We start from the raw sequence: 21788 nt of genomic DNA on the forward strand, positions 1-21788 counted from the left end.
CCATCACGATCTTTTCGTCCCGCCGACAACACTGGGAGGAAAAGTCGATGTCATCGACACGAAAGCTGCTCACCACGTTCCTGACCGCAATTCTGTCCGTGCTCGCCCTGGCACTGGTGACACCCGCATCGGCGCAGGCGGCCAGCTGTCATTACCCGACGTTCAAGTATTTCCCGGGGTCACCGACCAGTAAATTGCGCTATGCGGAAGTGGATTTCTCCTTCGGCGTGTGCACCAATCAGTCGCCCTCGTCGTGGAGCGCTTCGGTCACCAAGACGCAGGTCAATTCCACCGGTAAGAACCTGGGCTTCTTCCTGGACGGCGCCTCGGTGCGGACCACGAGCAGCAACAGTGCCTACCGCTACATGCAGGGTGTGATCAGCGCGAGCACCTGCCTGCCGCGGGTCGGATATCCCTGCTCCCGCTCCTACACGTTCTACGTCCGTTTCCAGATGAACGGCACCTCGGTCAAGGCGTACGACATCCGGGTGCCGAGCGGTCTCGCCCTGTTCACGACCCCGTAGTCCCCGGCTGGGATCCGGACCGGGCTGCTCGGGCAAGGCCCGAGCAGCCCGGCAGAACCATAGCCGTGGCCCAGGTGGATCTGGCGGCGCCTCGGCAAGCTGAAGAGGATTTCAGGGCCGGATCGCCGGAAGCAGGCAGGATGGCCTGGTGCGGCTGCTGATTGTCGAAGACGAGCGTGAGCTGGCTGAATCTCTGCGTCGCGGGCTGACAGCGGAGGGTTACGCCGTCGATGTGGCTCATGACGGGAACATCGGGCTCGAACTGGCGTTGAGCGAGGGCTATCAGGCGGTCATCCTGGATCTGATGCTGCCCAAGATGAACGGCTATCAGGTGTGCGCTCGGCTGCGGGAGTCGCGGGTGAGTACACCGGTGCTGGTCCTGACGGCCAAGGACGGCGAGTACGACGAGGCGGAGGCCCTGGACACCGGGGCGGACGACTATCTGACGAAGCCATTTTCGTACGTCGTCCTGCTTGCTCGCGTACGCGCCCTGCTGCGCCGGGGTGGTGAGCCGAGGCCGGCGCTGCTGAAGGTTGGTGATCTGGTTGTCGACCAGGCGCGGCGGGTCTGTTCGCGCGGGCCGGCGCCGATCACGTTGACGGCCAAGCAGTTCTCGGTGCTGGCCTGCCTGGCCCGCCGGGCCAACACGGTGGTGAGTAAGGCGGAGATCCTGGATGAGGTATGGGATGCGGCCTACGACGGCGATGTGAACATCGTCGAGGTCTATATCCGCGCACTGCGTCGCCGGATCGACGTGCCGTTCGGCCTGCTGAGCATCGAGACGATTCGCGGCGCCGGCTACCGGCTGGTCGACGCCCATGCCTAGGCCACAGCTACCGGTACGGGTCCGGGCGGCGGCGGCCGCGGCGCTGGCGGCCGCATTGTGCCTCGGGGGCGGGGCGTTCTGGCTGCGCCAGGTGATCTACGCGAACAGCGTGGCGGGTTCCCTCGCCACCGCGCAGTCACAGGCCCGCGCCATCGCCTCGACCTACGACACGCCTGCGGCAAGGATCAACGCGGACGGAGGCGCACTGGCCAACAGCCTGGGTGACTGCGATATCGAGAGGGATCCTGCGCTCTGCGCCTACGACAAGTGGTACGAGTTCCCTTATTACGGCATGGGGATCAGCTTCGCGGTGGTCGACGATCGCGGCAAAGTGCTGCTGGCACAGAATCAACTGGCCTATTACGTACGGGAAGGCGGTCTGACCTTCCCGACCATTCCGCCACAGTACGATGATGCCTTCTTCGGCCGCATCGACGTCCACCTGCGAGCCGCCCGCAGCGGCGCACCAGGGCAGCTCGACGATCGCGAGGTCACCCTGGTGACCTACAACGTCAGCCCTTCGGGCGCGACCGTCTACCTGCTCGTCTCTCCGCTCGACGCGGAGGCCGCCGTAGCCCCGGTCGACCGCTGGCTCCGCCTCGGTCTTCCCGCCGCCGTGCTGTTCGTCGCCGCGATCGCCTGGTGGGCCGCCGGACGTGCGCTGCGCCCGGTCGAGCGGATGCGCGACGAACTGGCGCGCATCACTGCCGCGGACATGAGCAGCCGGGTGCCTCAGCCGCGCACCGGCGACGAGATCGCCCGGCTGGCCACCACCATGAACGAAACCCTCGACCGGCTCGCCGACGCGGCCGACCGGCAGCGCCGGTTCGTCGCCGACGCGGCGCACGAGCTGCGCAGCCCGCTCGCCGGCTTGCGCGCCACCGCCGAGGTCGCCGCCACGCACGGCGGCGCTGTCGACCCGGAGGCGCTGCGCACCGGAACCGAGCGGTTGCAACGGCTCACCGACGACCTGCTGCTGCTCGCGCGCCTGGAACGCACGGCACCGGCTCACGGGAAGCCGGTCGACATCGCCGCGATCGCGGAAGAACTGGTCGGCGAGCGGCGCTACCGGGTGCCGCCCGACAAGCGGTTCGTCGTGGTGGCCGATGGGCCCGCACTGGTGATCGGGCGTGAGGAAGAGCTGGCCAGAATGCTGGAGAACCTTCTGGACAATGCCTCCCGATACGCGCTCGACCGCATTACCGTGACCGTTACCGAACCCGAGCCCGGCCTTGTCCGAGTCGAGGTCCACGACGACGGCCCGGGCATCCCGCAAGCCGACCGGGAACGGATTTTCGAGCGGTTCGCGCGTGTCGACGAGGCCCGCGATCGCCGCCACGGCGGCGCCGGCCTGGGCCTGGCGATCGCCCGGGACATCGCCGGACGCTACGGAGGTCGCTTGTCCGCGACCGATGCCACCCGCGGCGCCCGCTTCGTCGCGGAGCTGCCGAAGTCGCCGCATGCCTGAAACTTCTTCAGGTCGTTTCAGCGACGGTTCAGCCGCGACGCTCAAATCTCGCTCGCATGTCCGCAACAGCTGTCCGTTCCCCGGCTGCCACCGCGCCGGCCGCACCCCGCGGTGCCGCGGCACCGTATCTGCTGTCCGCCGCACTGTTCCTCGCCTACGCATGCTGGTCGATACATCGACATATGCGGCTGGAGACCAGCGGATACGACCTTGGCCTCTTCGAACAGGCGGTACGCGGCTACGCGCACCTCGGCGCCCCTGCGGCGACGATCAAGGCACCCGGCTTCAACCTGCTGGGCGACCACTTTCATCCCATCCTGGTCGTGCTCGCCCCGATGTACCGGCTGTTCCCGAGCCCGATCACCCTCCTGGTCGCGCAGGCCGCCCTGATCGCCGCGTCGTCGATACCGATCACCCGGCTCGCCGTCCGCATCGCGGGCCAGGGGGTTGCGGTGAGCGCCGGACTGGCGTACGGGCTGTCCTGGGGTTTGCAATCGGCTGTCGATTTCGACTTCCACGAGGTCGCCTTCGCCGTTCCTTTGCTGGCGTTCGGTCTGACCGCGCTCGTCGAGCGGCGCTTGTTCGCCGCCGTCGCATGGACACTGCCGCTCATCGCGGTGAAGGAGGACCTGCCGGCAACGGTGGCGGTCATCGGCCTGCTGGTGATGCTGCGCGGCCGGCGACGTCTCGGCACGGCGACGATCCTGATCGCGATCTGCTCGGGCCTGGTGATCGTCGGCGCGATCCTGCCGGCGCTGCATCCCGCGCACGTCTACCCGTACGCCGAAAGCGCGACCCTCGACGGCCAGGGCCCGCTGCACCGCCTGTTCCTGCCCGCCGTGAAGCTGCACACTCTGCTGTGGCTCGTCGCGCCGACGCTGTTCCTCGCACTACGCTCACCGCTGCTCCTCGCCGCCGTGCCGACCCTCGCCTGGCGGTTCTGGTCGGCGAACCCGCTCTACTGGGGCACCGGTTTCCAGTACAGCGCCATCTTGATGCCGATCGTGTTCGTCGCGTTCCTCGACACGCTCAACACGACGGGGACCGGACGCGCGGCCCGGGCGGGTGTCCACGCCACCTGCATGGTCGCCGTGGCCGCGACGATGCTGACCCCCTTACCGCTACGCGGCCTGCTGAGCACGACCACCTGGACCACCGATGCCGAGGCCCGGCAGGTACGCCTGGCGTTGGCCCGGATACCGGACAACGCCCAGGTCGCCGCGGACAACCGGCTGGCGCCGCAGCTCACCTCCCGCCGCATCGTCTACTTCTTCCCCGCGTACCCGCAGGCCGGCGTACGACCCCAGTGGGTCGCCGTCAGCAACCCGCCGGACACCACGATGGCGGCGCCCGTGACGATGGCTGCCGCCCTCGACCGCTTACCGGGTTACGGGTACCAGGTCACGCTGCGCACCAGAGGCGTCATCATCTTTCACCGCAGTGACGTCAACGGTTAGCGGATCACCTCGAGGAGGTCGTCGGCGATCGCACGGGCCGGCTCGAGGGAGGCCGTCTCGAGCTCGCGGAACAGCTTCTGGGCGCGGACGGCCGGCCATTGCGGGGGCAGATGCTCGACCGGCAGCCGGGGATCGCGGCGAATGGCGTGCAGCCACTCGGCGATCAGGCTCAGCCGGGCGGCCAGCGGATCGGCCAGCGGCGGCGGGCCGTCCCACCGGGCGAGGAACTCGTCGTAGCGGGCGGCCAGCGCCGGCAGGTCGTACGCGTCCCGGACCATGGTGTCGACGTCGGTGAGCGCGCCCGTGCGGGCGTGGAAGACCCGGGCGTGGGCCTCGAGGCCGAGCGAGCTGACGATCGGGTGGGCGTCGACCTGGCCGGGGGCGATCCAGAGCCCGCCCTGCAGGGGGCCGAAGCCCGCCCAGGCCAGCTGGGAGCGCAGGTCGTGGCGCTGGCGCTGCCACGACCCGGGCAGCGAGAAGCTGAGCAGCGTCCACGTGCCGTCCCACCGGTCGTTGACCGCGCCGGTCTGCCAGATGCGGGTGCGGCCGTCGCGCAGGATCGCCGTCGACCGGTCGGTGAGCCCGAAATACATACGGCGCCCGGCACGCTGCCGGCGGAGCAGGTCGCGGCTCGCCATCCGGGTCAGCGTCGAGCGGGCGGCGTGCTCCGAGATGCCGAGCCGCCCGCACACGTCGATCACGCTGCCCGAGAAGACGCAGACCTCCCGGTCGAGCACGAAGTCGCCGAAAAGCATCAGCAAGAGGGTCTGCGGTTGCGCCATGAGGAAGATGTTAGGCAGATTCTTGACGGCTGCAGAAGACGAGCCTAACTTCATGGCAGTCATCGACGGTTTTCACGCTCCCGAAATCGTTTGGCAACGCTTGGGGAGGCACCCGTGCGCGGCACTGTCCCGATCCTCGTCACGCTGACCCTGGCCCTGACCACTGCTGCCTGCGGCGACGACTCGACGTCCGGGGGCGACGACCCGATCCGGGTCGGCCAGATCGTCTCGCTCACCGGCAACTACTCGCCGCTGGGCACCGAGAACCAGAAGTCCGTGGCCCTGGCGGTCGATCAGATCAACGCGGCCGGGGGCGTCGGCGGCCGCCGGATCGAGCTTGCCGTCCGCGACGACAAGAGCCTGCCCGACCAGGCCGTCCTCGCCTTCAACGAGCTCAAGACCGACTCCGACGCGATCATCGGCTCGCCGTTCTCGAACTCGGCGCTGGCCACCATCCCGCTGGTCGACCGGGAGCAGATCCCGTACCTCTCGCTGACCCCGGCCGACGAGCAGGTCAACCCCGTCCATCCGTACGTCTTCGTGGTGCCCGCCCTCTCCGGCACCTACGCCGAGGCCGCGCTGCAGTACTTCCAGGCGGGCAAGCTGTCCCGGGTCGCCGTCGCCTACGACACCCGGAGCAGCTATGCCACCGCGGGTTTCAAAGGATTACAGGCCAAGGCTCAGCAGTACGGCGTGACCCTGAACCCGATCGAGCAGTTCCAGACCACCGCCACCGAGTTCAGCGCGGTTCTCACCCACGTACGCTCGTCGGACGCGCAGGCGCTGATGGTCTGGGCGACCGGCGCTCCCGCGGTCGCGCTCACCAAGCAGTACGCGGCGAGCGGCCTCGACGTGCCGCTGGTACTCACCGGATCACAAGCCAGCAAACTCTTCCTCGACCCGGCCGGACCCGCCGCCGAGGGCGTCACCGTGATCAGCTCGATCGGCGTGGTCGGCCCGGCTCTGCCCGCCGGCGAGCAGAAGACCGCGATCGAGGAACTGTCGACCACGTTCGCCGCCAAGTACGGCTACCCGCCGCCGCAGTTCGCGCAGGACGGTTACAGCGGCGTCAAACTGCTCGCCGCCGCCATCACCAAGGCCGGCAGCGCCGAACGTGACAAGGTGCGCGACGCCCTCGAAGGCCTCACGCTCACCACGCCGAACGGCGCCTACGCCTACACCGCCGACAACCACAGTGGACTGACCACCGACTTCATCTCGGTCAACACGGTGAAGGGCGGCGCGTTCGAGCCGACCGCCTACTCCAAGGCCAAGCTGGCCACGGTGGGCCGCTGATGGGAGCCGCCCTCACGGTGACCGGCGCGTCCCGGGCGTTCGGCGGGGTCTACGCCGTACGGGAGGTCGACCTCACCGTCGCACCGGGTGAGCTGCGCGCCGTGATCGGCCCGAACGGCGCCGGCAAGTCGACGCTGTTCGCGCTGATCGGTGGCCAGCTCGCCCCGGACGCCGGGACCGTCTCGCTCGACGGCGCCCGCATCGACCGGCTCCCGGCCCACCGCCGGGCCCGGCTCGGAATCGGCGTGGTCTTCCAGGCGGCCCGCGTCTTCACCGGGATGACCGCGCTGGAGAACGTGATGGTCGGCGCGCACAGCCTGACCCGAGACGGATTTCTGGCGGCGGCGCTGCGGCTGCCCGCCCACCGCCGCTCGGAGCGGCTGATCCGGGCGCGGGCCCTGGACTGCCTGGCCCGGGTCGGCCTGGCCGAGTGGGCCTCGCAGCCGGCCGAGACGTTGCCGCTGGGCCGGCAGCGGGCGCTTCAGCTGGCCCGGGCGCTCTGCGGGCAGCCCCGGTTGCTGCTGCTCGACGAGCCCGCCTCCGGGTTGCGCGCCGGGGAACGCGAAGATCTGGCCGCGCTGCTCGGCGACCTGCGCCGCGAGGGTCTGACCATGCTCGTGGTCGAGCACGACGTCGCCTTCGTCATGCGGCTGGCCGACCGGATCACCGTGCTCGACCTGGGCCGGGTCATCGCCGAGGGCACGCCGGCCACGGTCCGCGCCGACCCCCGCGTGATCGGCGCCTACCTGGGCGACCGGCAGGAGTCCCCGGCGTGAACCCGGTCGTCGAGGTCGGGGGCCTGACCGTCCGGTACGGCGGGGCGACCGCGCTCGACGGCGTCGACCTGACCGTCGGCGCGGGCGAGATGGTCGCGCTGATCGGGGCCAACGGCGCGGGCAAGTCCACTCTGGTCAAGGCGCTCTCCGGCCTGGTGGCCGTGGCGAGCGGCCGGATCACCGTACGGGGGCGCCTGGCTCAGGTCCCCGAAGGCCGGGAGGTCTTCGCCGACCTCAGCGTGGACGACAACCTGCGCCTCGGGGGCTGGCGCAACGGCCGCCGGGGCCGCGACACCACAGCCATGTACGAGCTGCTGCCCGAGCTGACCGCCCTGCGCCGCCGCGCCGCCGGAACCCTGTCCGGCGGCCAGCAGCAGATGGTCGCGATCGCTCGCGCGCTCATGGCCCGGCCCGACGTGCTGGTCGTCGACGAGCTCAGCCTCGGCCTGGCCCCGCTGGTGATCGGCTCGCTCGTCGACCACCTGCGCGCGCTGCACCGCGACCGCGGGCTGGCCGTGCTGCTCATCGAGCAGAACGCGAGACTCGCGCTGTCGCTGTGCCGGCGGGCCTACGTGCTGGAGGCCGGCCGCGTCGTGCTGTCCGGGGAGTCGGCCGAGCTGGCCGGCGATCCCCGGGTGGCGGCGGCCTACCTGGGCGGCCACGTCGTCACCGACGGGCCGGCACGATGAGCGACCTGATCGCGTACGTGCTCACCGGTCTCGGCATCGGCGCCGGGTACGCCCTGGTGGCCAGCGGCCTGGTGGCGATCTACCGGGTCACCGGCGTGGTGAACTTCGCACAGGGGGCGTTCGCCGTCCTCGCGGCCATGCTCACCTCGACCCTGCTCGCCTCCGGGCTGCCGCACGGCCTCGCCGAACCGCTGGCGGTGCTGGTCGCGGCGGGCGTCGGGCTGCTGGTCGGCGTCGTCGCGATCGGCCGGCCCGGAACCGAGCCCGGCGCGGCGCTCATCATCACGCTGGGGCTGGGCGTGTTCGCGTACGCGGTCGAAATCGTCCTGTGGGGTGACCAGCCGCGCTCGTTCGCCGGCCTGTCCGGCGTGGCGACCGTCGGCGGGGCCCGCGTCCAGGCCCACTACCTGCTGATCCTCGCGGTCGCCGTGCCGGTCTTCGTGGCCCTGGCCGCGTTCTTCGCCCGCACCGACCTCGGCAAGGCGCTCACCGCCTGCGCCGGCAACCGGTACGCGGCCCGGGTCGTCGGCATCGACGTGCGCCGCATGGGGCTGTTCGCGTTCGCGCTGGGCGGCGCCCTGGGCGGCCTGGCCGGGGTGCTCACCACACCGGTGCAACAGGTCACCTTCGACAGCGACGTGGCCCTGATCGTGAACGGCTTCGCGGCCGCCGTCCTCGGTGGCCTGACCCGGCCGGCCGTGGCGCTCGCCGGGGGTCTGCTGCTCGGGGTCGCGCAGACCCTGATCGCCGGCTACGGCGGCGGCGCCTACCAGCTCGAGGTCGCGCTGCTGCTCATGCTGACCGTGATGATCGCCCAGGCGGCGCGGGCGGGCTCGATCCGGGCGGTGGTCCGATGACCAGGTGGCTCCTCCCGGCGGCCGGCCTCGTCACGCTGGCGATCCCGCCGCTGCTGCCCGAGCGGTATCTCGCGACCTACGTGCTGCTCCTGCTCACCGCGACCGTTACGGCCGGGGTCTCGTTGCTGATGGGGTACGCCGGTCAGGTCTCGCTCGGCCAGGCGGCGTTCTACGCGATCGGGGCGTACGCGGCCGGCCTGCTCGCCGTGCACGGCCTCCCGCCGCTGGTAGGCCTGCTGGCCGCGCCGGTGATCGCGGCGGTGGCCGCGGTTCTGCTGGGCGCCCCGCTGCTGCGGCTGCGCGGGCACCATCTGGCGTTCGCCACGCTGGCCGTGCACCTCATCCTGCTCTCGCTGCTGGGCCAGGGCTCGTGGGCCGGCGGCGCGATCGGCCTGCAGGGCATCCCGCGGTTCTCCCTCGGCGGCGCCGAACTGCGCGAGGACCTCGGCTTCGCGTACGTCGCCTGGGTCGTCCTGGCCGTGGTCCTGCTGGTCTCCCGCAACGTCGTGCGGTCGCGGGCCGGCCGGGGTCTGCGGGCCGCCGCGACGGGGGAGACCGCGGCCGCGGCCAGCGGGGTCCCGGTGAGCGCCTACCGGCTGGCCGTGTTCGCCCTCTCGGCCGGGTTCGCCGGCCTGGCCGGCGGCGTCTACGCGTTCTACCTCGGCTACCTGTCGCCGGGATCGTTCCCGGTGCTGCTGTCCATCGAGGTCGTGGTGATGGCGGTGGTGGGCGGGCTGGGCACCATCGCCGGCCCGGTCGTCGGGGCCACCGTGATCGTGCTGGGCGTGCAGGCCCTCAACACGCTCGGCACCCAGCCCGGCATGCCCGGCTACGCGCCCAGCGTGCTGTCCTACGCCGTCTACGCGCTGCTGCTCGTCGCCGTCGTCCGCTATCTGCCGCGCGGCCTGGTCCCCGCCGCCCGGCGACTCGTCCCCCGGAAGGGCCGCGCATGAGAATCCGGCCCGGCCGGGCGCACGTGCCGGCTCCGTACCCGCCTCCGTCCGATCGGCAGGAGAACCGATGAATCTCAACGGCAAGGTCGCCGTCGTGACCGGCAGCGGACGCGGGCTCGGGCTCGCCTATGCCCGGGCGCTCGCCGCGGCCGGGGCCGCCGTGGTCGTCAACGACGTCGACAAGACGGCCGTGGAAGCGGCGGTCGGCGCGATCACCGCGTCCGGCGGCCGCGCCACCGGGGTCACCGCGGCGGTCGGCGACTCGTCGGCCGCCGACCAGCTCGTGGCGGCCGCGGTGCGGGAGTTCGGCCGGCTCGACGTGCTCGTCACCAACGCCGGCATCCTGCGCGACCGGGTGCTGTGGAAGATGACCGACGACGACTTCGACGCCGTGATCGACGTACATCTGCGGGGCACCTTCACCTGCGCGCGGGCCGCCGCCATCCACCTGCGGCAGCAGGGCGAGGGCGGGCGGCTGATCCTGGTGTCCTCGCCGGCCGGGCAGCGTGGCAACTTCGGTCAGACCAACTACGCGGCGGCCAAGGCCGGCATCGCCGCGATGGCCCGCACCTGGGCGCTCGAGCTGGATCGCGCCGGCATCACGGTCAACGCCGTCGTGCCGGTCGCGGTCACCGAGATGACCAAGACCATCCCGGCCTTCGCGCCCGTGATCGCCGAGGCCGAACGGACCGGCGACCCGTTACCCGGCTGGCTGCGGCGCGACGAGGGCATGGGCACGGCCGACGACGCCGCCGGGCTGATCGTCTTCCTCGCCTCGGACGCGGCCCGCGACATCACCGGCCAGGCCATCGGCATCGGCGGCGACCGGCTCGCCCTCTGGTCGCACCCGAAGGAGAAGACGGTCGCGTTCGCCGAAGGCGGATGGAGCGCCGACGCGATCGCCGCCCAGTGGCCCGGCGGGATCGGCGCCGAGCCCGAGACGTACGGGATCCCGGCCCCGAAAATGCCCGGGGCCTGACGTGAACCTCGACGATCTGGTGGCCATCGACGTCCACACCCACTGCGAGATCGGCCGGGACGGACACGCATCGCTGAGCCCGGAACTGCTCGACGCGTCCGCCGCCTACTTCTCGGCCGGCGGCCCGCGGCAGCCCACGATCGACGAGATGGCCGCCTACTACCGCGAACGCCGGATGGCGGCGGTCGTCTTCACCGTCGACGCCGAGCACGCGACCGGGCATCCCCGCATCGGCAACGAGGACGTCGCCGAGGGCTGCGCCGCCCACCCCGACGTGCTGATCCCGTTCGCGTCGATCGACCCGCACCGCGGCCGGGCCGGCGTTCGCGAGGCCCGCCGGCTGGTCGGCGACCACGGCGTACGGGGATTCAAGTTTCATCCGAGCCTGCAGGGTTTCGCGCCCGACGACCGGATCGCCTACCCGCTCTACGAGGCGATCGAGGAACTCGGCGTGCCCGCGCTGTTCCACAGTGGCCAGACCGGGATCGGCGCCGGCGTGCGCGGCGGAGGCGGTATCCGGCTGCGCTACTCCAACCCGATGCTGGTCGACGACGTGGCCGTGGACTTCCCCGACCTGACGATCGTCCTGGCCCACCCGTCGTTCCCGTGGCAGGACGAGGCCCTCGCCGTGGCCACCCACAAGCCGCTCGTGCACATCGACCTCTCCGGCTGGTCGCCCAAATACTTCCCGCCACAGCTGATCCGGTACGCCAACACCCTGCTGAAGGACAAGGTGCTGTTCGGCTCGGACTACCCCGTGCTGACTCCCGACCGCTGGCTGGCCGACTTCTCCGCCCTGGACATCAAGCCGGAGGTGCGGCCCCGAATCCTCAAGCACAACGCCGCCCGGCTGCTCGGGCTGACCGACGACAAGGAGACCACCACATGATCACCGTGACCGGACTGGATGAGCTCAGGACCCTGGCCGGCCGCGACCTCGGGCACAGCTCGTGGGTCGAGATCACCCAGGATCGGGTGAACGCGTTCGCCGAGGCCACCGGCGACCACCAGTGGATCCACGTCGACGTCGAGCGGGCCGCGGCCGGACCGTTCGGCGGCACGATCGCGCACGGCTATCTCACGCTGTCGCTGGTCATCCCGTTCTTCTCCGAACTGCTGGCGGTCGAGGGCCTCAAGATGGGCGTCAACTACGGGCTGGACAAGGTGCGCTTCCCCAGCCCCGTCCGGGTCGGCTCCAAGATCCGCCTGGCCGCGACCGTCGACACGGTCGAGGAGGTGGCGAAGCGCTGCGTGCAGATGGCCCTGAACTTCACCGTCCAGATCGACGGCGTCGACAAGCCCGCCTGCGTCGCCCGGCCGCTCTACCGCTACTACGCCTGACATGAGCAACGCGGGCCTCGGGGGGTGGCCGGCCCGGCGAGCGGCGATCTCGCCGGACCGCACCGCCCTGATCTTCGAGAACCACCCCATCACGTACGCCGAGGTGCACGAGCGCGTCGGCCGCCGGGCCGGGCACCTGCGTACGGCCGGGGTCGGCCGGGGTGACCGGGTCGCCTACCTCGGGCCCAACCATCCGGCCTTCGTCGAGACGATGTTCGCCACCCACCGGCTCGGCGCCACCTTTGTGCCGCTGAACTTCCGCCTGACCGCGCCCGAGATCGACTACATGCTCGCGCACAGCGGGGCCAAGCTTCTCGTGTACGCCCCCACGTGCGCCGCGACCGTGCGGGAGCTGACCATGCCGCCTCCGCTCGTCCCCCGGGACGAGCCCTTTGCCGGTCAGGCACTGGATGCGGACGTGGAGGTCCCGCTCGACGACCCGGCATTCATCCTCTACACCTCCGGCACCACCGGGCGGCCCAAGGGCGCCGTGCTGACCCACGGCAACGTCGTCTGGAACTGCTTCAACCTGCTGGTCGGCGTCGACGTCGGCGGGGACGAGGTGTGCCTGATCGGGGCGCCCCTGTTTCACGTGGCCGCGCTCGACCAATGTCTGCTGCCCACCTTCCTCAAGGGCGGCGCCGGCCTGATCCTGCCGGCCTGGGACGTCGACGCGGTCCTCGACCAGATCGCCGCCCACCGGGTGACCTGGATGTTCGGCGTGGCCGCCATGTTCGCCGGACTGACCCGGTCCCCGCGCTGGGCGTCGGCCGACCTTTCGTCGGTGCGCAGCGTGATGAGCGGGGGCGCGTCGATCCCGCCCGGCCTGATCACGGCGTACCAGGAACGCGGTCTGGTCTTCTGCCAGGGCTACGGGATGACCGAGACCGCGCCGGGCGCCACCTTCCTCGAGGCCCGCGAGAGCCCGGCCCACGTCGGCTCGGCCGGGGTCCCGGTCTTCTTCGCCGAGGTGCGGTGTGTGCGGCCCGATCTGACGCCGGTCGCGGTGGGGGAGCCGGGCGAGATCCTGGTGCGGGGGCCGAACGTCACGCCCGGCTACTGGGACGACCCCGACGCCACCGCGGCCGCGTTCGCCGACGGCGGCTGGTTCCGGTCCGGGGACATCGCGACGGTCGACACCGACGGCCATTTCCACATTGTCGACCGGCTCAAGGACATGTACATCTCGGGCGGCGAGAACGTCTACCCGGCCGAGGTGGAGGCGGCGTGCTTCGAACATCCGGCGGTGGCCGAGGTGGCCGTGGTCGGCGTGCCCGACCAGAAATGGGGCGAGGTGGGCCGGGCCTTCGTGGTGGTGACGCCGGGCCGGCGCCTCGACCGGGCCGAGTTGCTGGCCTTCCTCGCCGGGCGGCTGGCCCGCTACAAGCTGCCGGTTCACATCGACGTGGTGCCGTCCCTGCCGCGGACCGGGTCGGGCAAGGTGCGCAAGGCGCCGTTGCGCAGGCGCCCCCTCCCCACCTGAGGACAGCGCGGGGCCGGGTCCGCCTGTAGCTTCCCTTTCATGGTGTGGACTCGACGGCTTACGCTGGCCGGGGTTGCCTGGTGTGCCGGGCCGTTGGTGGTTACGACGCTGCCCGGTGGCGAAGGAACCCGCCTGGGCGAAGTCGACCGAGGCGGGTTCCTGAGCTGCTACCGATCCGGGATTGCGTGGCTCTCGAGGAACCTGACCGTCGTGGGGGACAGCGGCCGCCTGCCTGAGCAACGCGGCTCGAAGACCTCGGCGACGATCAGGAAGGCGAGTTCTGGACTGTGCAGACTTTGCCGTCCGGCGCGGTGAGAGAAGTCTGCAGCGCAACCGCCCCACGGCTCGCGTAGTTCGTAATGGAACTGAGCCGGGTAGGACCGAAGGTGTAGGTCGTCGTCCCGCTCCATCTGTCCCACTGGCCCACTCCAGCCTGGTTGATCAAAAGGCTCATGAGCGCGGACCGGACCGTGTAGTGGTGAGCGCCATCGGCCTCCAGCACGTGCACCGCATAGGGCTTGTAGAGATAGATTCCGTTCGAGGTGTGATAGGCCCATTGAACCTTCACGATCGAGTAGTGCAAGTTGGTGCCCGAGTAGAAGCACTTCATCCCCGAGTCCCAACCGAGCGAATCAGCCGCGTACGCCGGCGCCGCCCAGGTCAGGGCGCCCATCAACGTGAACACGGACACGAGTGTGGCGAACAGCTTGCGCATGTGGACCTCCAGAGGAACCGACGCCCCACGACGATCGGCGAATGCCAGTAGGAATCGCCTGCCGATGCGCCGGGTTGTCGTCGCCGACATGGCGTACCCGATCGACACCTAACGCGATCAGGTTGGTTGCCAGGGTGCACTCACCGTGTTGAAGCGATGTCGAAGAAATGTCGAGTGAAGCCCGTCGAGGCAGGCGTCGTGGGGCAGCACGGGATCCCCTTGTTGGAACGCGGAAGCCGGGTGCGCACGTCGTAGATCTCGGCAGGGGGAAGACGGCAGCCTCGGTTCTCAGTCGGTGCTGAGGCTCAGCTGCTCCTCGATATGCCGCTGACGTCGGGAACAAGCGAGACGCCGGGACGTACTCGCTCACGCGCATGGCTTTTAAAGAGCGCAAGTCGTGACTTGCTGCGCCCTCATTTCAGATAGGCGGCGAGCGGAATGTTCTGTGCCCTGAGGGCGGTGGCGATCAGGCCGGCGATCTGCCGGGCTCCGGCGGTCTCGAAGTGCGTGTGGTCGTTGCAGAAGAACGCCCCGACCGCGCCCGTTGAATAGTCGCCGTTGTTGGGGCATAGCTTGAGCGTGTTGTAGAGCGCCACGCTCCTCGCGTGCAGGTCGATCACCGGCACACCGTTCGCGGTTGCCGCCGCGGTTGTCTCCGTGACGAAGCCGCGGTTGCCGACGGCGGTGCTGCCGCTGCACGTGATCGCCGCGACCGGGGTGACGAAGATGGGCTTCACGCCTCTCGCTTTGGCGGCCGTCGCCATGACGCCGAGCAGCTCCTTGAAGCGGGCGGCGCCTACGTGCCTCGGACACGCCGTATCGCCGTCGTTGATGCCGAACTGGATGATCAGGTAGTCGCCGGTCTGGAAGCCGGTGCTGGTGTTCAGCATGGCCGTCCACCGCGAGCTGTAGGCGGTCGAGCTGAGGGTGCACTCGCCGGCGGCGTTCTTGGTGGAGGTCACGTTTCCCTCGTACAGCCACGTCTGGATGCTCCGGCCGCCGACGGCACTGTTCTGCACGGTGGCGTTCGATGTGAGGTAGGAGCCGAATTGGCTGCCCCAGCCGATCGGGCAGGCGGCGGCATTCATCATCGTGGAGTCGCCGGCCATCCAGACCTTGACCTGTGCGGGCGCCGACGTGGGTGGGGTTACCGGTGGGGTGCTCGGGCCGGGGCAAGGCGTCGGCGACGGCGACTGCGGCGCGCCACACGTCACCCCGTTGAACGTGAACGAGGACGGCACCGGGTTGCTGCCGGTCCACGAGCCGGTGAAGCCGAAGCTGACGGACGCCCCGGTGGCGATGGCGCCGTTGTAGCTTGCGTTGGTGGCCGTGGCCGCCGTGCCGGTGACCGTGACGCCCGCGTTCCAGGCCTGCGTCACGCCCTGCCCAGGGGCGAGCGTCCAGCCCAGGGTCCAGCTGGTCACCGCGTCACCGAGATTAGTGATGGCGATGTCGGCGCCGAAGCCGCCGGCCCACTGGCTCGTGACCTTGTAGGTGACGCTGCAGGCCGTGGCGGCCGCTTGCGCGGTGGCTGCCGGCGCGGTGGCGAGGCTGAGCCCGCCGGCCACGACGGCCAGGGCGGTGGCCGCCACGACCGCGACACGCGAGCGTTCGAGCTTCATCGGGTTGCTCCTGCCTCGCTGGGAATGCTCGACATCAGGAAGTGGCGGCGCAGGGGGTCTTGCGGTAGGCGACCGCGCAGGCGGTGGTGGTGGTCAGCCGGGCGCTGAGAATCGGGGCCAGTCTGTCGGTGATGGCCTGATGGCCCGCGTCGTTCGGGTGCACCGAATCGCTGAGACCACCCGCCGGCAGCCAGCCGGTCGTGTCCACGTAGTACACGCCGGCATCGCCCGCGGCGTTGCGCGCCTGCACCGCCGCCTGGGTTTCGGCCGCGTACCGTCCGATGAACGTACGCATGGCGAAGAGTTTGGCGTTCGGGAACTTTGCCCGGATCCTGGTGAGGAAGGTGATGTACTTCGCCTGGAAATCCGTACCGCTCACGCCGTGGCTCTTGTCGTTGGTCCCCAGGTTGATCACTACGCCGTCCGCGGTGTAGCGGGCGAAGTCCCACTGGTCGGAGCCGGCCTGACCGCCGGACGACATCCAATAGCGGGTCTCGTGGGCCCAGCATCCATCGGTGGTGTCCGCCAGGCACATGCCACCGATCGCGATCTGCGTGTGGTCGTAGCCGAGCTTCTCACCGGCCTTGAAGCCGTAGTCGGTCACGGCCAGCTGACTGCTCGTGGTCCCCGCGGTGATCGAGTCGCCGATGAACTCGACCAGCTTGGGGCGGACCGGCGCCCTGAACGTGCTCGCCCCCGAATCCAGGGTCAGTCCCCGGAAGACCGCGTCACCGGTGTAGGAACCGGCCACCTGCCGGTAGCTCACGATCAGCGTGTGGTTGCCGGCCGCCAGCGCGGTCGGGGTCAGGTTGAGGGTGCCGGAGCCGGTGAACGAGGTGAACGCCTTGCCGTCGATGCTTGCCCACAGCTGGATGGTGTTGCGCTGCTTGAGCTTCACGGTTCGGCCGGTGAAGCCGACTCGCAGGTAGGCCCCCGCCCAGTACGGAACGTAGGCCGCGGCGTTCGTCTTGTTCCACCGGCCGACGAAGCTGATGTTCGGGTCGCCCGGGGTGCCGTCACCGGCCGCCGCGTCAGCCCGGGCGGCCGGCAGAGCGGCGATGAGCACCGCCGTGGCGACGGCGAGGAGCGTCCCGGTACGGGTGATTCGCCATGCGATCATGAGGTTCCTCGGGTCAGCGAATGGGGTTCCAGCCGTCCGTACCGGCCAGGTAGGCGGTCGGTGTGTACTGGGTGGCGGTGGAAGCGCTCATCTGGGGCCGGTTGGCGTTGATGACGGCGCCGGCGCCGGTGCTGCTGTACTCGGCGAACCGGGCGTTCTTCCACGAGAAGCCGGACATGTCCGTCCAGGGGTCATCGCGGATGTGCGCGCCCATGGTGACGCCGCGGTAGAGAACCTGACCGCGGGCGTTGACGTCGCCGCTGGGGTGCCAAGGGCGGCCCAGGTAGACAGTCTTGGCGGCAGCGTTGCTGGTGAGTGTGGTTCCCCAGAACAGGAAGCCGAACTTGTTGTTGATGTCGGTGGCCGCAGCGGTGAGGTAGCCGTTGTTCGACGACGAACCGCGGGTCAGCGAGTGCACCGTGCCGTTCTGGAAGACCATGGTGCCCCGGCCGAAGATGAAGTCAACATCCCCTTCCACGTACGAATTACGTACGTAGAGCCGCCGCACCGTGCCGGCGTTGGGCGCGTTGACGAGCAGGGTGTCCTGGTTGCCGAGAATGCGGACGTTGTCGAACTGCACCCGGTCGCCGTAGGTGTTGACCGCGACGGCCTGCTCGGCGTCGAGATTGTTGGCGGCCTCGTTGAAGTCGTTCGACATCGTCAGATTCCGGATCGTGGTGTCGTTCGCGTTGACGAACACCGAGGCGCTGCCGGACGTGCCGTACGTGCCGCCACCGGATTTGGTCTGGCCGGAAGCGTGCCCTTCGACGATCACCACCTGACTGGCAGTGCTACCGGCCCCGGCCAGCGTGAGGTACGGCTTGTTGGCGGGGATGGTGACTACGCCACGGTAGGTGCCGGGCTTGATGGTGATGGTGACCGGGACGCCGTTGTTCGCCGCCACGCTGTCGACCGCCGCCTGGACGGATCTGAAGTTGCCGCTGCCGTCGGCCGCCACCGTGATGGTCACCGCCGCGGAGGCATTCGGAGCCATCACAGCCGTGGCGGCAAGAATGCCGGCCGCGGCCGCCGCGCCCGAACACCAGCGAAAGAGTCTCCTGGATGACGTCATGAGGTGAACGTTAACATTTATGTTCGCCTATATGAAGTGGTCGATGTATGCCACTAGGAGACAGGGCAAGTCGGTTCCGGGTTGATCGGCGTGGACGTACGGGTGGCCACCGTTGGCGATCCCCTCGGATAGCCACTTTCCCCTAGGTACCTAACGTATCGACGCTGTTAGCGTCACCGAGCCGCAGCAAGGCCACCGTGGCCCGTGAACGACCAGAAGACTGACTCAGGAGTTGTTCATGATCGTAGTGACGGGAGCGACCGGCAACGTCGGCCGACCGCTCGTGCAGGCACTGGCCGCGGCCAGCGAGCACGTGACGGCAGTATCCCGAAGAATTCCGGACGCGGCCGTACCGGACGGCGTGTGGCACCGGCAGGCCGACCTGACCGAACCAGAGAGTCTTCGGCCCATCTTTGACGGCGCTGACGCGCTGTTTCTCCACGACGGCGGGGCCGGCGCCCACCGGCTGAGCCCACGGGACATCCTCGACATCGCGAAAGCCGGCGGAGTCGGCCGGATTGTGTTGCTGTCATCCATAGGAGTCGCCACTCGACCGCAGTCGGCATCCCATGGCGGCATGATGCGGACCATGGAGGACGCCGTCCGGCAATCAGGCATGGACTGGACGATTCTGCGGCCTGGCGCCTTCAACTCCAACGCGTACGCCTGGGCGCCGATGGTCCGTGCCCAGCGGACGGTCGCCGCCCCCTTCGGTGACATCGGTCTGCCGACCATCGACCCGGCCGATATCGCCGAAGTCGCCGCCGCGGCCCTGCGCGAGGACGGCCATGCCGGACAGGTCTACGAGCTGACCGGGCCTGCCCTCAACACACCCCGGCAAGGAGCCGAGGCGATCGGCGACGCGTTCGGCGAGCCGGTGCGGTTCGTCGAGCAAACTCGCGAGGAGGCCCGTACGCAGATGTTGCAGTTCATGCCCGAGCCCGTGGTCGAGACCACGCTGGATGCCATCGGCGAGCCCAACCCGGCCGAGCAGCGGATCAGCCGCGACGTCGAACGGGTTCTCGGCCGAGCGCCCCGCACCTTCGCTGATTGGGTACAACGCAACATCGCGGCTTTCAGTTGAGTGTGCAGCTCACCGCCGGGAGTGGGTTGGTGCCGGCCCCGGATGCCAAGAAGCCGAAGGTGGCCGTTGTGCCGGTGGCCAGGCGGCCGTTCCAGCCGGCGTCGCGGGCGGTCGCCACGGAGCCGGACTGCGTGACGGTGGCATTCCAGGCCTGGCTGATCTGCTGTCCATCGGCGAAGGCGAGCGTCGCGGTCCACCCGGAGGAGGTCGAGGCCGAGGCATTGCGGACGGTCACCTCGCCCTGGAAGCCGCCGGTCCACTGGGAAGCGACCGCATAGGTCGCGGTGCAGGCGCCGACCGGCGAGGGAGGGGCGGTGGTCGGCGGGGCGGTCGTCGGCGGGGCGGTGGTCGGTGGGGTGGTCGGGACTGTGCCGCCGAGCACACGGGCGACGGCCGGGTACCAGGCGTCGGCCATCTTCTGGAACCCGGCGTTGTTGGGATGGACGCCGTCCGAGTTGTCGGCCACGGCGTCGTAGCCGGTCCACAGATCGGCGACCGTGATCGGCGACTGTGCCGTGCTCAGGCCGGCCGCCCAGGCGGGAATCGCGTTGTTCAGCGCCACCACGTCGGCCGGGCAGGTCGCGCAGGCGGCGGCGCTCATTGGGATGATTTTGGCGACGACGACCTTCATCGCCGGGTTCGCGGCCCGCATCTGGCCGATCAGCTTGGTGTACGCGGCCAGCTTGTCCGCCAGCGGGATGTAGCCACCCCACATGTCGTTGGTGCCCAAGTGCATCAGGACGACGTCGGGCCGGGCGGCGGCCAGCCACGGTGGCAGCTGGTTGTTGGCGGCGATGCCGGTGGCCGAGTAGCCGCCGTGACCCTCGTGGTCGAAGTCGTACGAGTAGCCCGGGTTGCAGCCTCCCCCGTCCGACTGGGTGCCGACGAAGTCGATGCCGTTGTAGCCCGCGGTCTGCAGGCGGTTCCAGAGCTTGGCGCGCCAGCATCCGGGACCGGCGGTGGTCGAGTCGCCGAGCGGCATGACCCGTACGGCGTCGGCCGCGAAGACGGCGGGCTGGGCCACGGCGACGGCCGGGACAGCCGCGGCGACGCTGAGAACAAAGGCGGACATGAGCGTACGGAATCGGCCTCGGACTTTCACCATGTCAGCCCCAGCGTCGTGAGGTGCCGGGTCAGCGCGCCGGAGAGGATCTGGTGGTCGCGCTGCGACGGGTGCCAGTCGCAGCCGAGGAGATCGAGCCCGAGGGCGTTGTTGTCGTAGTATAGCGAGGACACGCGGGTGTCGCCTCCGGCGCGGCGCGTCTCGACGATCTGCTGCACCGAGCTGGCGAACGCGGTGGTCTGGTACGACAGATCGGGGTAGGTGAGCACGATCTGGGTGCCGGAGCCGTACCGGATCCGCAGTTTGCCGATGAAGGCCAGGTACGCCGTCCGGTAGTCGGCGGCCAGCGCGTCGATGGTCGCCCACCGCTCGCCGGCGTTGAGTGCCGTGGAGAAGTCGTTGATGCCCAGGCCGATCACCACCACCTGCGGCCGCCACGTGGGCGGCACCGGCCAGGTCGTGCTGTTGTAGAGGGCCTGCAGGTCGGTGTCGTAGTAGGTGCGGAAGTCGTACGACGGGTTCCCGCCGTTGTAGTTGCGGACCATGCCGAGACCGGACCAGGCGTTGAGCTGGTAGTCGGCGTTCAGGCCCTTGGCGGTCAGCGCCCCGAAGCTCACGTCGGCGTTCGAATTGCGGGTGACGCCGCCGTTGCTGTTGCAGTCCCGCGTCGCCGACATGTTGCCGTACCCGGCGGTCCATGAGTCGCCGATGAACTCGATCTGCCGGCCCCGCGCCGCCGGTTTGCCGAGGATCGCGCCCCCGTCGGCGGCGACCAGGCCGCCGAACTCACCGACGGCCCACGGGCTTTCCGTACGCTTGGCCAGCCGTACGGTGTGCTCGCCGTTCGCCAGGCCCCGTACCCAGTAGGTGGTCTGTCCCGGAGTCACGAGGGTGCCGGCGATCGTCCCGTCCACCTCGACCACGTAGTCGTTGTTGGAGTCGTTAAGTTTCAGGCCCACGCCGGTGCCGCGGAAACGTCCCTCGAAGTACGTGCCGGGCCAGGTGAACTGCACGCCCGCGGTGACCGCCCGTACCCGGCCCGGCGTGCTGACCTGCCCGAGGACGTCTCCCGCAGGTGTGCCAGGACTCGGTGTCGGGCTGACCGTCGGCGTCGGGCTCACTGTTGCCGGGGGCGTGGGTTCCACCCTCCCCGTGCAGGCGACGCCGTTGAGGGCGAAGTCGGCCGGAACCGGGTTGGACGCGCCGCTGGAGCCGTTGAAGCCGAGCGAGGTGCCCGCCCCGGTGCCGAGGTTGCCGTTCCAGCCGGCGTTGGCGACCGTGACGTTCTTGCCGGACTGTGTCACCGTGCCGTTCCACAGCTGACCGATCGTCTGCCCGGCGGCGAACGACCAGGTCAGCTTCCAGCCGGTCAGCGGATCGCCGAGGTTGGTGACATCGACGCTCGCGCCGAAACCGCCGGGCCATTGGCTGGTCACCCGGTAGGCGACCGTGCAGCCGCCGGCGGCGTGCGCGGCGAGAGCAGGGGAGAGAACGGCGCCGGCGGCGACAGCGCCGGTGGCGACGAGGGCGATCAAGGGCCGGGAGAGCTGTACGGGCATGCGGGGTCCTTCGTAGCGGGGCGCGCGGCGCGCGAACTTCCGCCGGGAAGGCACAAACGAGTGGGTGGCCGAAAACAACCGGCGACGCCGACTCCCCACAAAGCCGTACGCCGCAGACGGGC

21 protein-coding genes are annotated in these 21788 nt (G+C 69.9%); 14 read left to right on the forward strand and 7 right to left on the reverse strand.

The window, feature by feature from the left end:
- Positions 1 to 47 precede the first annotated feature (47 nt).
- From ACZ3I4_RS20470 to ACZ3I4_RS20485, 4 genes are all read left to right on the forward strand, one after another.
- Entirely contained in the window at positions 48 to 524 is a 477-nt protein-coding gene (locus tag ACZ3I4_RS20470; protein WP_465383545.1) for a hypothetical protein, read from the forward strand.
- A gap of 148 nt (positions 525 to 672) precedes the next feature.
- Positions 673 to 1350, forward strand: coding sequence for a response regulator transcription factor (locus tag ACZ3I4_RS20475; RefSeq protein WP_465383546.1), 678 nt, complete (start codon positions 673 to 675; stop codon positions 1348 to 1350).
- 91 nt (positions 1351 to 1441) lie between these two features.
- Positions 1442 to 2818 (forward strand): sensor histidine kinase, encoded by a 1377-nt coding sequence (locus ACZ3I4_RS20480; RefSeq protein WP_465383547.1) that lies wholly within the window; start codon positions 1442 to 1444, stop codon positions 2816 to 2818.
- Between the two features lie 182 nt (positions 2819 to 3000).
- Entirely contained in the window at positions 3001 to 4275 is a 1275-nt protein-coding gene (locus ACZ3I4_RS20485; protein WP_465383548.1) for a DUF2079 domain-containing protein, read from the forward strand.
- Here ACZ3I4_RS20485 and ACZ3I4_RS20490 read toward each other — a convergent pair.
- Positions 4272 to 5057: a PaaX family transcriptional regulator gene (locus tag ACZ3I4_RS20490; protein WP_465383549.1), complete on the reverse strand. Its 786-nt coding sequence runs from the start codon at positions 5055 to 5057 to the stop codon at positions 4272 to 4274. The genes ACZ3I4_RS20485 and ACZ3I4_RS20490 overlap by 4 nt on opposite strands.
- 114 nt (positions 5058 to 5171) lie before the next feature.
- Between ACZ3I4_RS20490 and ACZ3I4_RS20495 the strand changes: the two genes are divergently transcribed.
- From ACZ3I4_RS20495 to ACZ3I4_RS20535, 9 genes are all read left to right on the forward strand, one after another.
- Positions 5172 to 6353: an ABC transporter substrate-binding protein gene (locus ACZ3I4_RS20495; RefSeq protein ID WP_465383550.1), complete on the forward strand. Its 1182-nt coding sequence runs from the start codon at positions 5172 to 5174 to the stop codon at positions 6351 to 6353.
- Positions 6353 to 7129, forward strand: a complete 777-nt coding sequence (locus tag ACZ3I4_RS20500; RefSeq protein ID WP_465383551.1) for an ABC transporter ATP-binding protein — start codon at positions 6353 to 6355, stop codon at positions 7127 to 7129. Before ACZ3I4_RS20495 ends, ACZ3I4_RS20500 begins: the two co-directional genes overlap by 1 nt.
- Entirely contained in the window at positions 7126 to 7818 is a 693-nt protein-coding gene (locus ACZ3I4_RS20505; RefSeq protein WP_465383552.1) for an ABC transporter ATP-binding protein, read from the forward strand. The genes ACZ3I4_RS20500 and ACZ3I4_RS20505 overlap by 4 nt, the downstream gene beginning before the upstream one ends.
- Positions 7815 to 8675, forward strand: a complete 861-nt coding sequence (locus ACZ3I4_RS20510; protein WP_465383553.1) for a branched-chain amino acid ABC transporter permease — start codon at positions 7815 to 7817, stop codon at positions 8673 to 8675. The genes ACZ3I4_RS20505 and ACZ3I4_RS20510 overlap by 4 nt, the downstream gene beginning before the upstream one ends.
- Positions 8672 to 9628, forward strand: a complete 957-nt coding sequence (locus ACZ3I4_RS20515; RefSeq protein WP_465383554.1) for a branched-chain amino acid ABC transporter permease — start codon at positions 8672 to 8674, stop codon at positions 9626 to 9628. The genes ACZ3I4_RS20510 and ACZ3I4_RS20515 overlap by 4 nt, the downstream gene beginning before the upstream one ends.
- 67 nt (positions 9629 to 9695) lie before the next feature.
- Positions 9696 to 10607: an SDR family oxidoreductase gene (locus ACZ3I4_RS20520; RefSeq protein ID WP_465383555.1), complete on the forward strand. Its 912-nt coding sequence runs from the start codon at positions 9696 to 9698 to the stop codon at positions 10605 to 10607.
- Between the two features lies 1 nt (position 10608).
- Complete coding sequence (locus tag ACZ3I4_RS20525; protein ID WP_465383556.1) at positions 10609 to 11496, forward strand: amidohydrolase family protein; 888 nt, start codon at positions 10609 to 10611, stop codon at positions 11494 to 11496.
- Positions 11493 to 11948 carry a MaoC family dehydratase gene (locus tag ACZ3I4_RS20530; protein WP_465383557.1) on the forward strand — a complete coding sequence of 152 codons (456 nt, stop codon included), beginning with the start codon at positions 11493 to 11495 and terminating at the stop codon, positions 11946 to 11948. Before ACZ3I4_RS20525 ends, ACZ3I4_RS20530 begins: the two co-directional genes overlap by 4 nt.
- A 1-nt stretch (position 11949) precedes the next feature.
- A complete protein-coding gene (locus tag ACZ3I4_RS20535; protein ID WP_465383558.1) occupies positions 11950 to 13431 on the forward strand; it encodes an acyl-CoA synthetase in 1482 nt (493 codons plus the stop codon).
- A gap of 265 nt (positions 13432 to 13696) precedes the next feature.
- Here the strand turns inward: ACZ3I4_RS20535 and ACZ3I4_RS20540 are convergent, their stop codons facing one another.
- From ACZ3I4_RS20540 to ACZ3I4_RS20555, 4 genes are all read right to left on the reverse strand, one after another.
- The gene (locus ACZ3I4_RS20540; protein WP_465383559.1) at positions 13697 to 14146 is read right to left on the reverse strand and encodes a hypothetical protein; all 450 of its coding nucleotides are present in this window, start codon (positions 14144 to 14146) and stop codon (positions 13697 to 13699) included.
- A 413-nt stretch (positions 14147 to 14559) separates the two neighbouring features.
- Complete coding sequence (locus tag ACZ3I4_RS20545; protein WP_465383560.1) at positions 14560 to 15768, reverse strand: cellulose binding domain-containing protein; 1209 nt, start codon at positions 15766 to 15768, stop codon at positions 14560 to 14562.
- 34 nt (positions 15769 to 15802) lie between these two features.
- Positions 15803 to 16888: an SGNH/GDSL hydrolase family protein gene (locus ACZ3I4_RS20550; protein ID WP_465383561.1), complete on the reverse strand. Its 1086-nt coding sequence runs from the start codon at positions 16886 to 16888 to the stop codon at positions 15803 to 15805.
- 13 nt (positions 16889 to 16901) lie between these two features.
- A complete protein-coding gene (locus ACZ3I4_RS20555; RefSeq protein ID WP_465383562.1) occupies positions 16902 to 17960 on the reverse strand; it encodes a pectinesterase family protein in 1059 nt (352 codons plus the stop codon).
- Between the two features lie 238 nt (positions 17961 to 18198).
- Here ACZ3I4_RS20555 and ACZ3I4_RS20560 point away from each other — a divergent pair, with 238 nt between their 5' ends.
- Entirely contained in the window at positions 18199 to 19044 is an 846-nt protein-coding gene (locus tag ACZ3I4_RS20560; protein WP_465383563.1) for an NAD(P)H-binding protein, read from the forward strand.
- Here ACZ3I4_RS20560 and ACZ3I4_RS20565 read toward each other — a convergent pair.
- Together ACZ3I4_RS20565 and ACZ3I4_RS20570 are read right to left on the reverse strand one after the other, a co-directional pair.
- Positions 19037 to 20116 carry a cellulose binding domain-containing protein gene (locus ACZ3I4_RS20565; RefSeq protein WP_465383564.1) on the reverse strand — a complete coding sequence of 360 codons (1080 nt, stop codon included), beginning with the start codon at positions 20114 to 20116 and terminating at the stop codon, positions 19037 to 19039. The two genes, ACZ3I4_RS20560 and ACZ3I4_RS20565, sit on opposite strands and share 8 nt — an antisense overlap.
- A gap of 26 nt (positions 20117 to 20142) precedes the next feature.
- Positions 20143 to 21666: a cellulose binding domain-containing protein gene (locus ACZ3I4_RS20570; RefSeq protein WP_465383565.1), complete on the reverse strand. Its 1524-nt coding sequence runs from the start codon at positions 21664 to 21666 to the stop codon at positions 20143 to 20145.
- Between the last annotated feature and the right edge of the window lie 122 nt (positions 21667 to 21788).

It is taken from the genome of Actinoplanes sp. NPDC021490, from assembly GCF_055562135.1.

Coding starts and splice junctions, on each gene's coding strand:
- ACZ3I4_RS20470 (WP_465383545.1), top strand. CDS start 48: ATGTCATCGACACGAAAGCTGCTCACCACGTTCCTGACCGCAATTCTG.
- ACZ3I4_RS20485 (WP_465383548.1), top strand. CDS start 3,001: ATGCGGCTGGAGACCAGCGGATACGACCTTGGCCTCTTCGAACAGGCG.
- ACZ3I4_RS20490 (WP_465383549.1), bottom strand. CDS start 5,057: ATGGCGCAACCGCAGACCCTCTTGCTGATGCTTTTCGGCGACTTCGTG.
- ACZ3I4_RS20500 (WP_465383551.1), top strand. CDS start 6,353: ATGGGAGCCGCCCTCACGGTGACCGGCGCGTCCCGGGCGTTCGGCGGG.
- ACZ3I4_RS20510 (WP_465383553.1), top strand. CDS start 7,815: ATGAGCGACCTGATCGCGTACGTGCTCACCGGTCTCGGCATCGGCGCC.
- ACZ3I4_RS20515 (WP_465383554.1), top strand. CDS start 8,672: ATGACCAGGTGGCTCCTCCCGGCGGCCGGCCTCGTCACGCTGGCGATC.
- ACZ3I4_RS20520 (WP_465383555.1), top strand. CDS start 9,696: ATGAATCTCAACGGCAAGGTCGCCGTCGTGACCGGCAGCGGACGCGGG.
- ACZ3I4_RS20530 (WP_465383557.1), top strand. CDS start 11,493: ATGATCACCGTGACCGGACTGGATGAGCTCAGGACCCTGGCCGGCCGC.
- ACZ3I4_RS20535 (WP_465383558.1), top strand. CDS start 11,950: ATGAGCAACGCGGGCCTCGGGGGGTGGCCGGCCCGGCGAGCGGCGATC.
- ACZ3I4_RS20540 (WP_465383559.1), bottom strand. CDS start 14,146: ATGCGCAAGCTGTTCGCCACACTCGTGTCCGTGTTCACGTTGATGGGC.
- ACZ3I4_RS20545 (WP_465383560.1), bottom strand. CDS start 15,768: ATGAAGCTCGAACGCTCGCGTGTCGCGGTCGTGGCGGCCACCGCCCTG.
- ACZ3I4_RS20550 (WP_465383561.1), bottom strand. CDS start 16,888: ATGATCGCATGGCGAATCACCCGTACCGGGACGCTCCTCGCCGTCGCC.
- ACZ3I4_RS20555 (WP_465383562.1), bottom strand. CDS start 17,960: ATGACGTCATCCAGGAGACTCTTTCGCTGGTGTTCGGGCGCGGCGGCC.
- ACZ3I4_RS20560 (WP_465383563.1), top strand. CDS start 18,199: ATGATCGTAGTGACGGGAGCGACCGGCAACGTCGGCCGACCGCTCGTG.
- ACZ3I4_RS20565 (WP_465383564.1), bottom strand. CDS start 20,116: ATGTCCGCCTTTGTTCTCAGCGTCGCCGCGGCTGTCCCGGCCGTCGCC.
- ACZ3I4_RS20570 (WP_465383565.1), bottom strand. CDS start 21,666: ATGCCCGTACAGCTCTCCCGGCCCTTGATCGCCCTCGTCGCCACCGGC.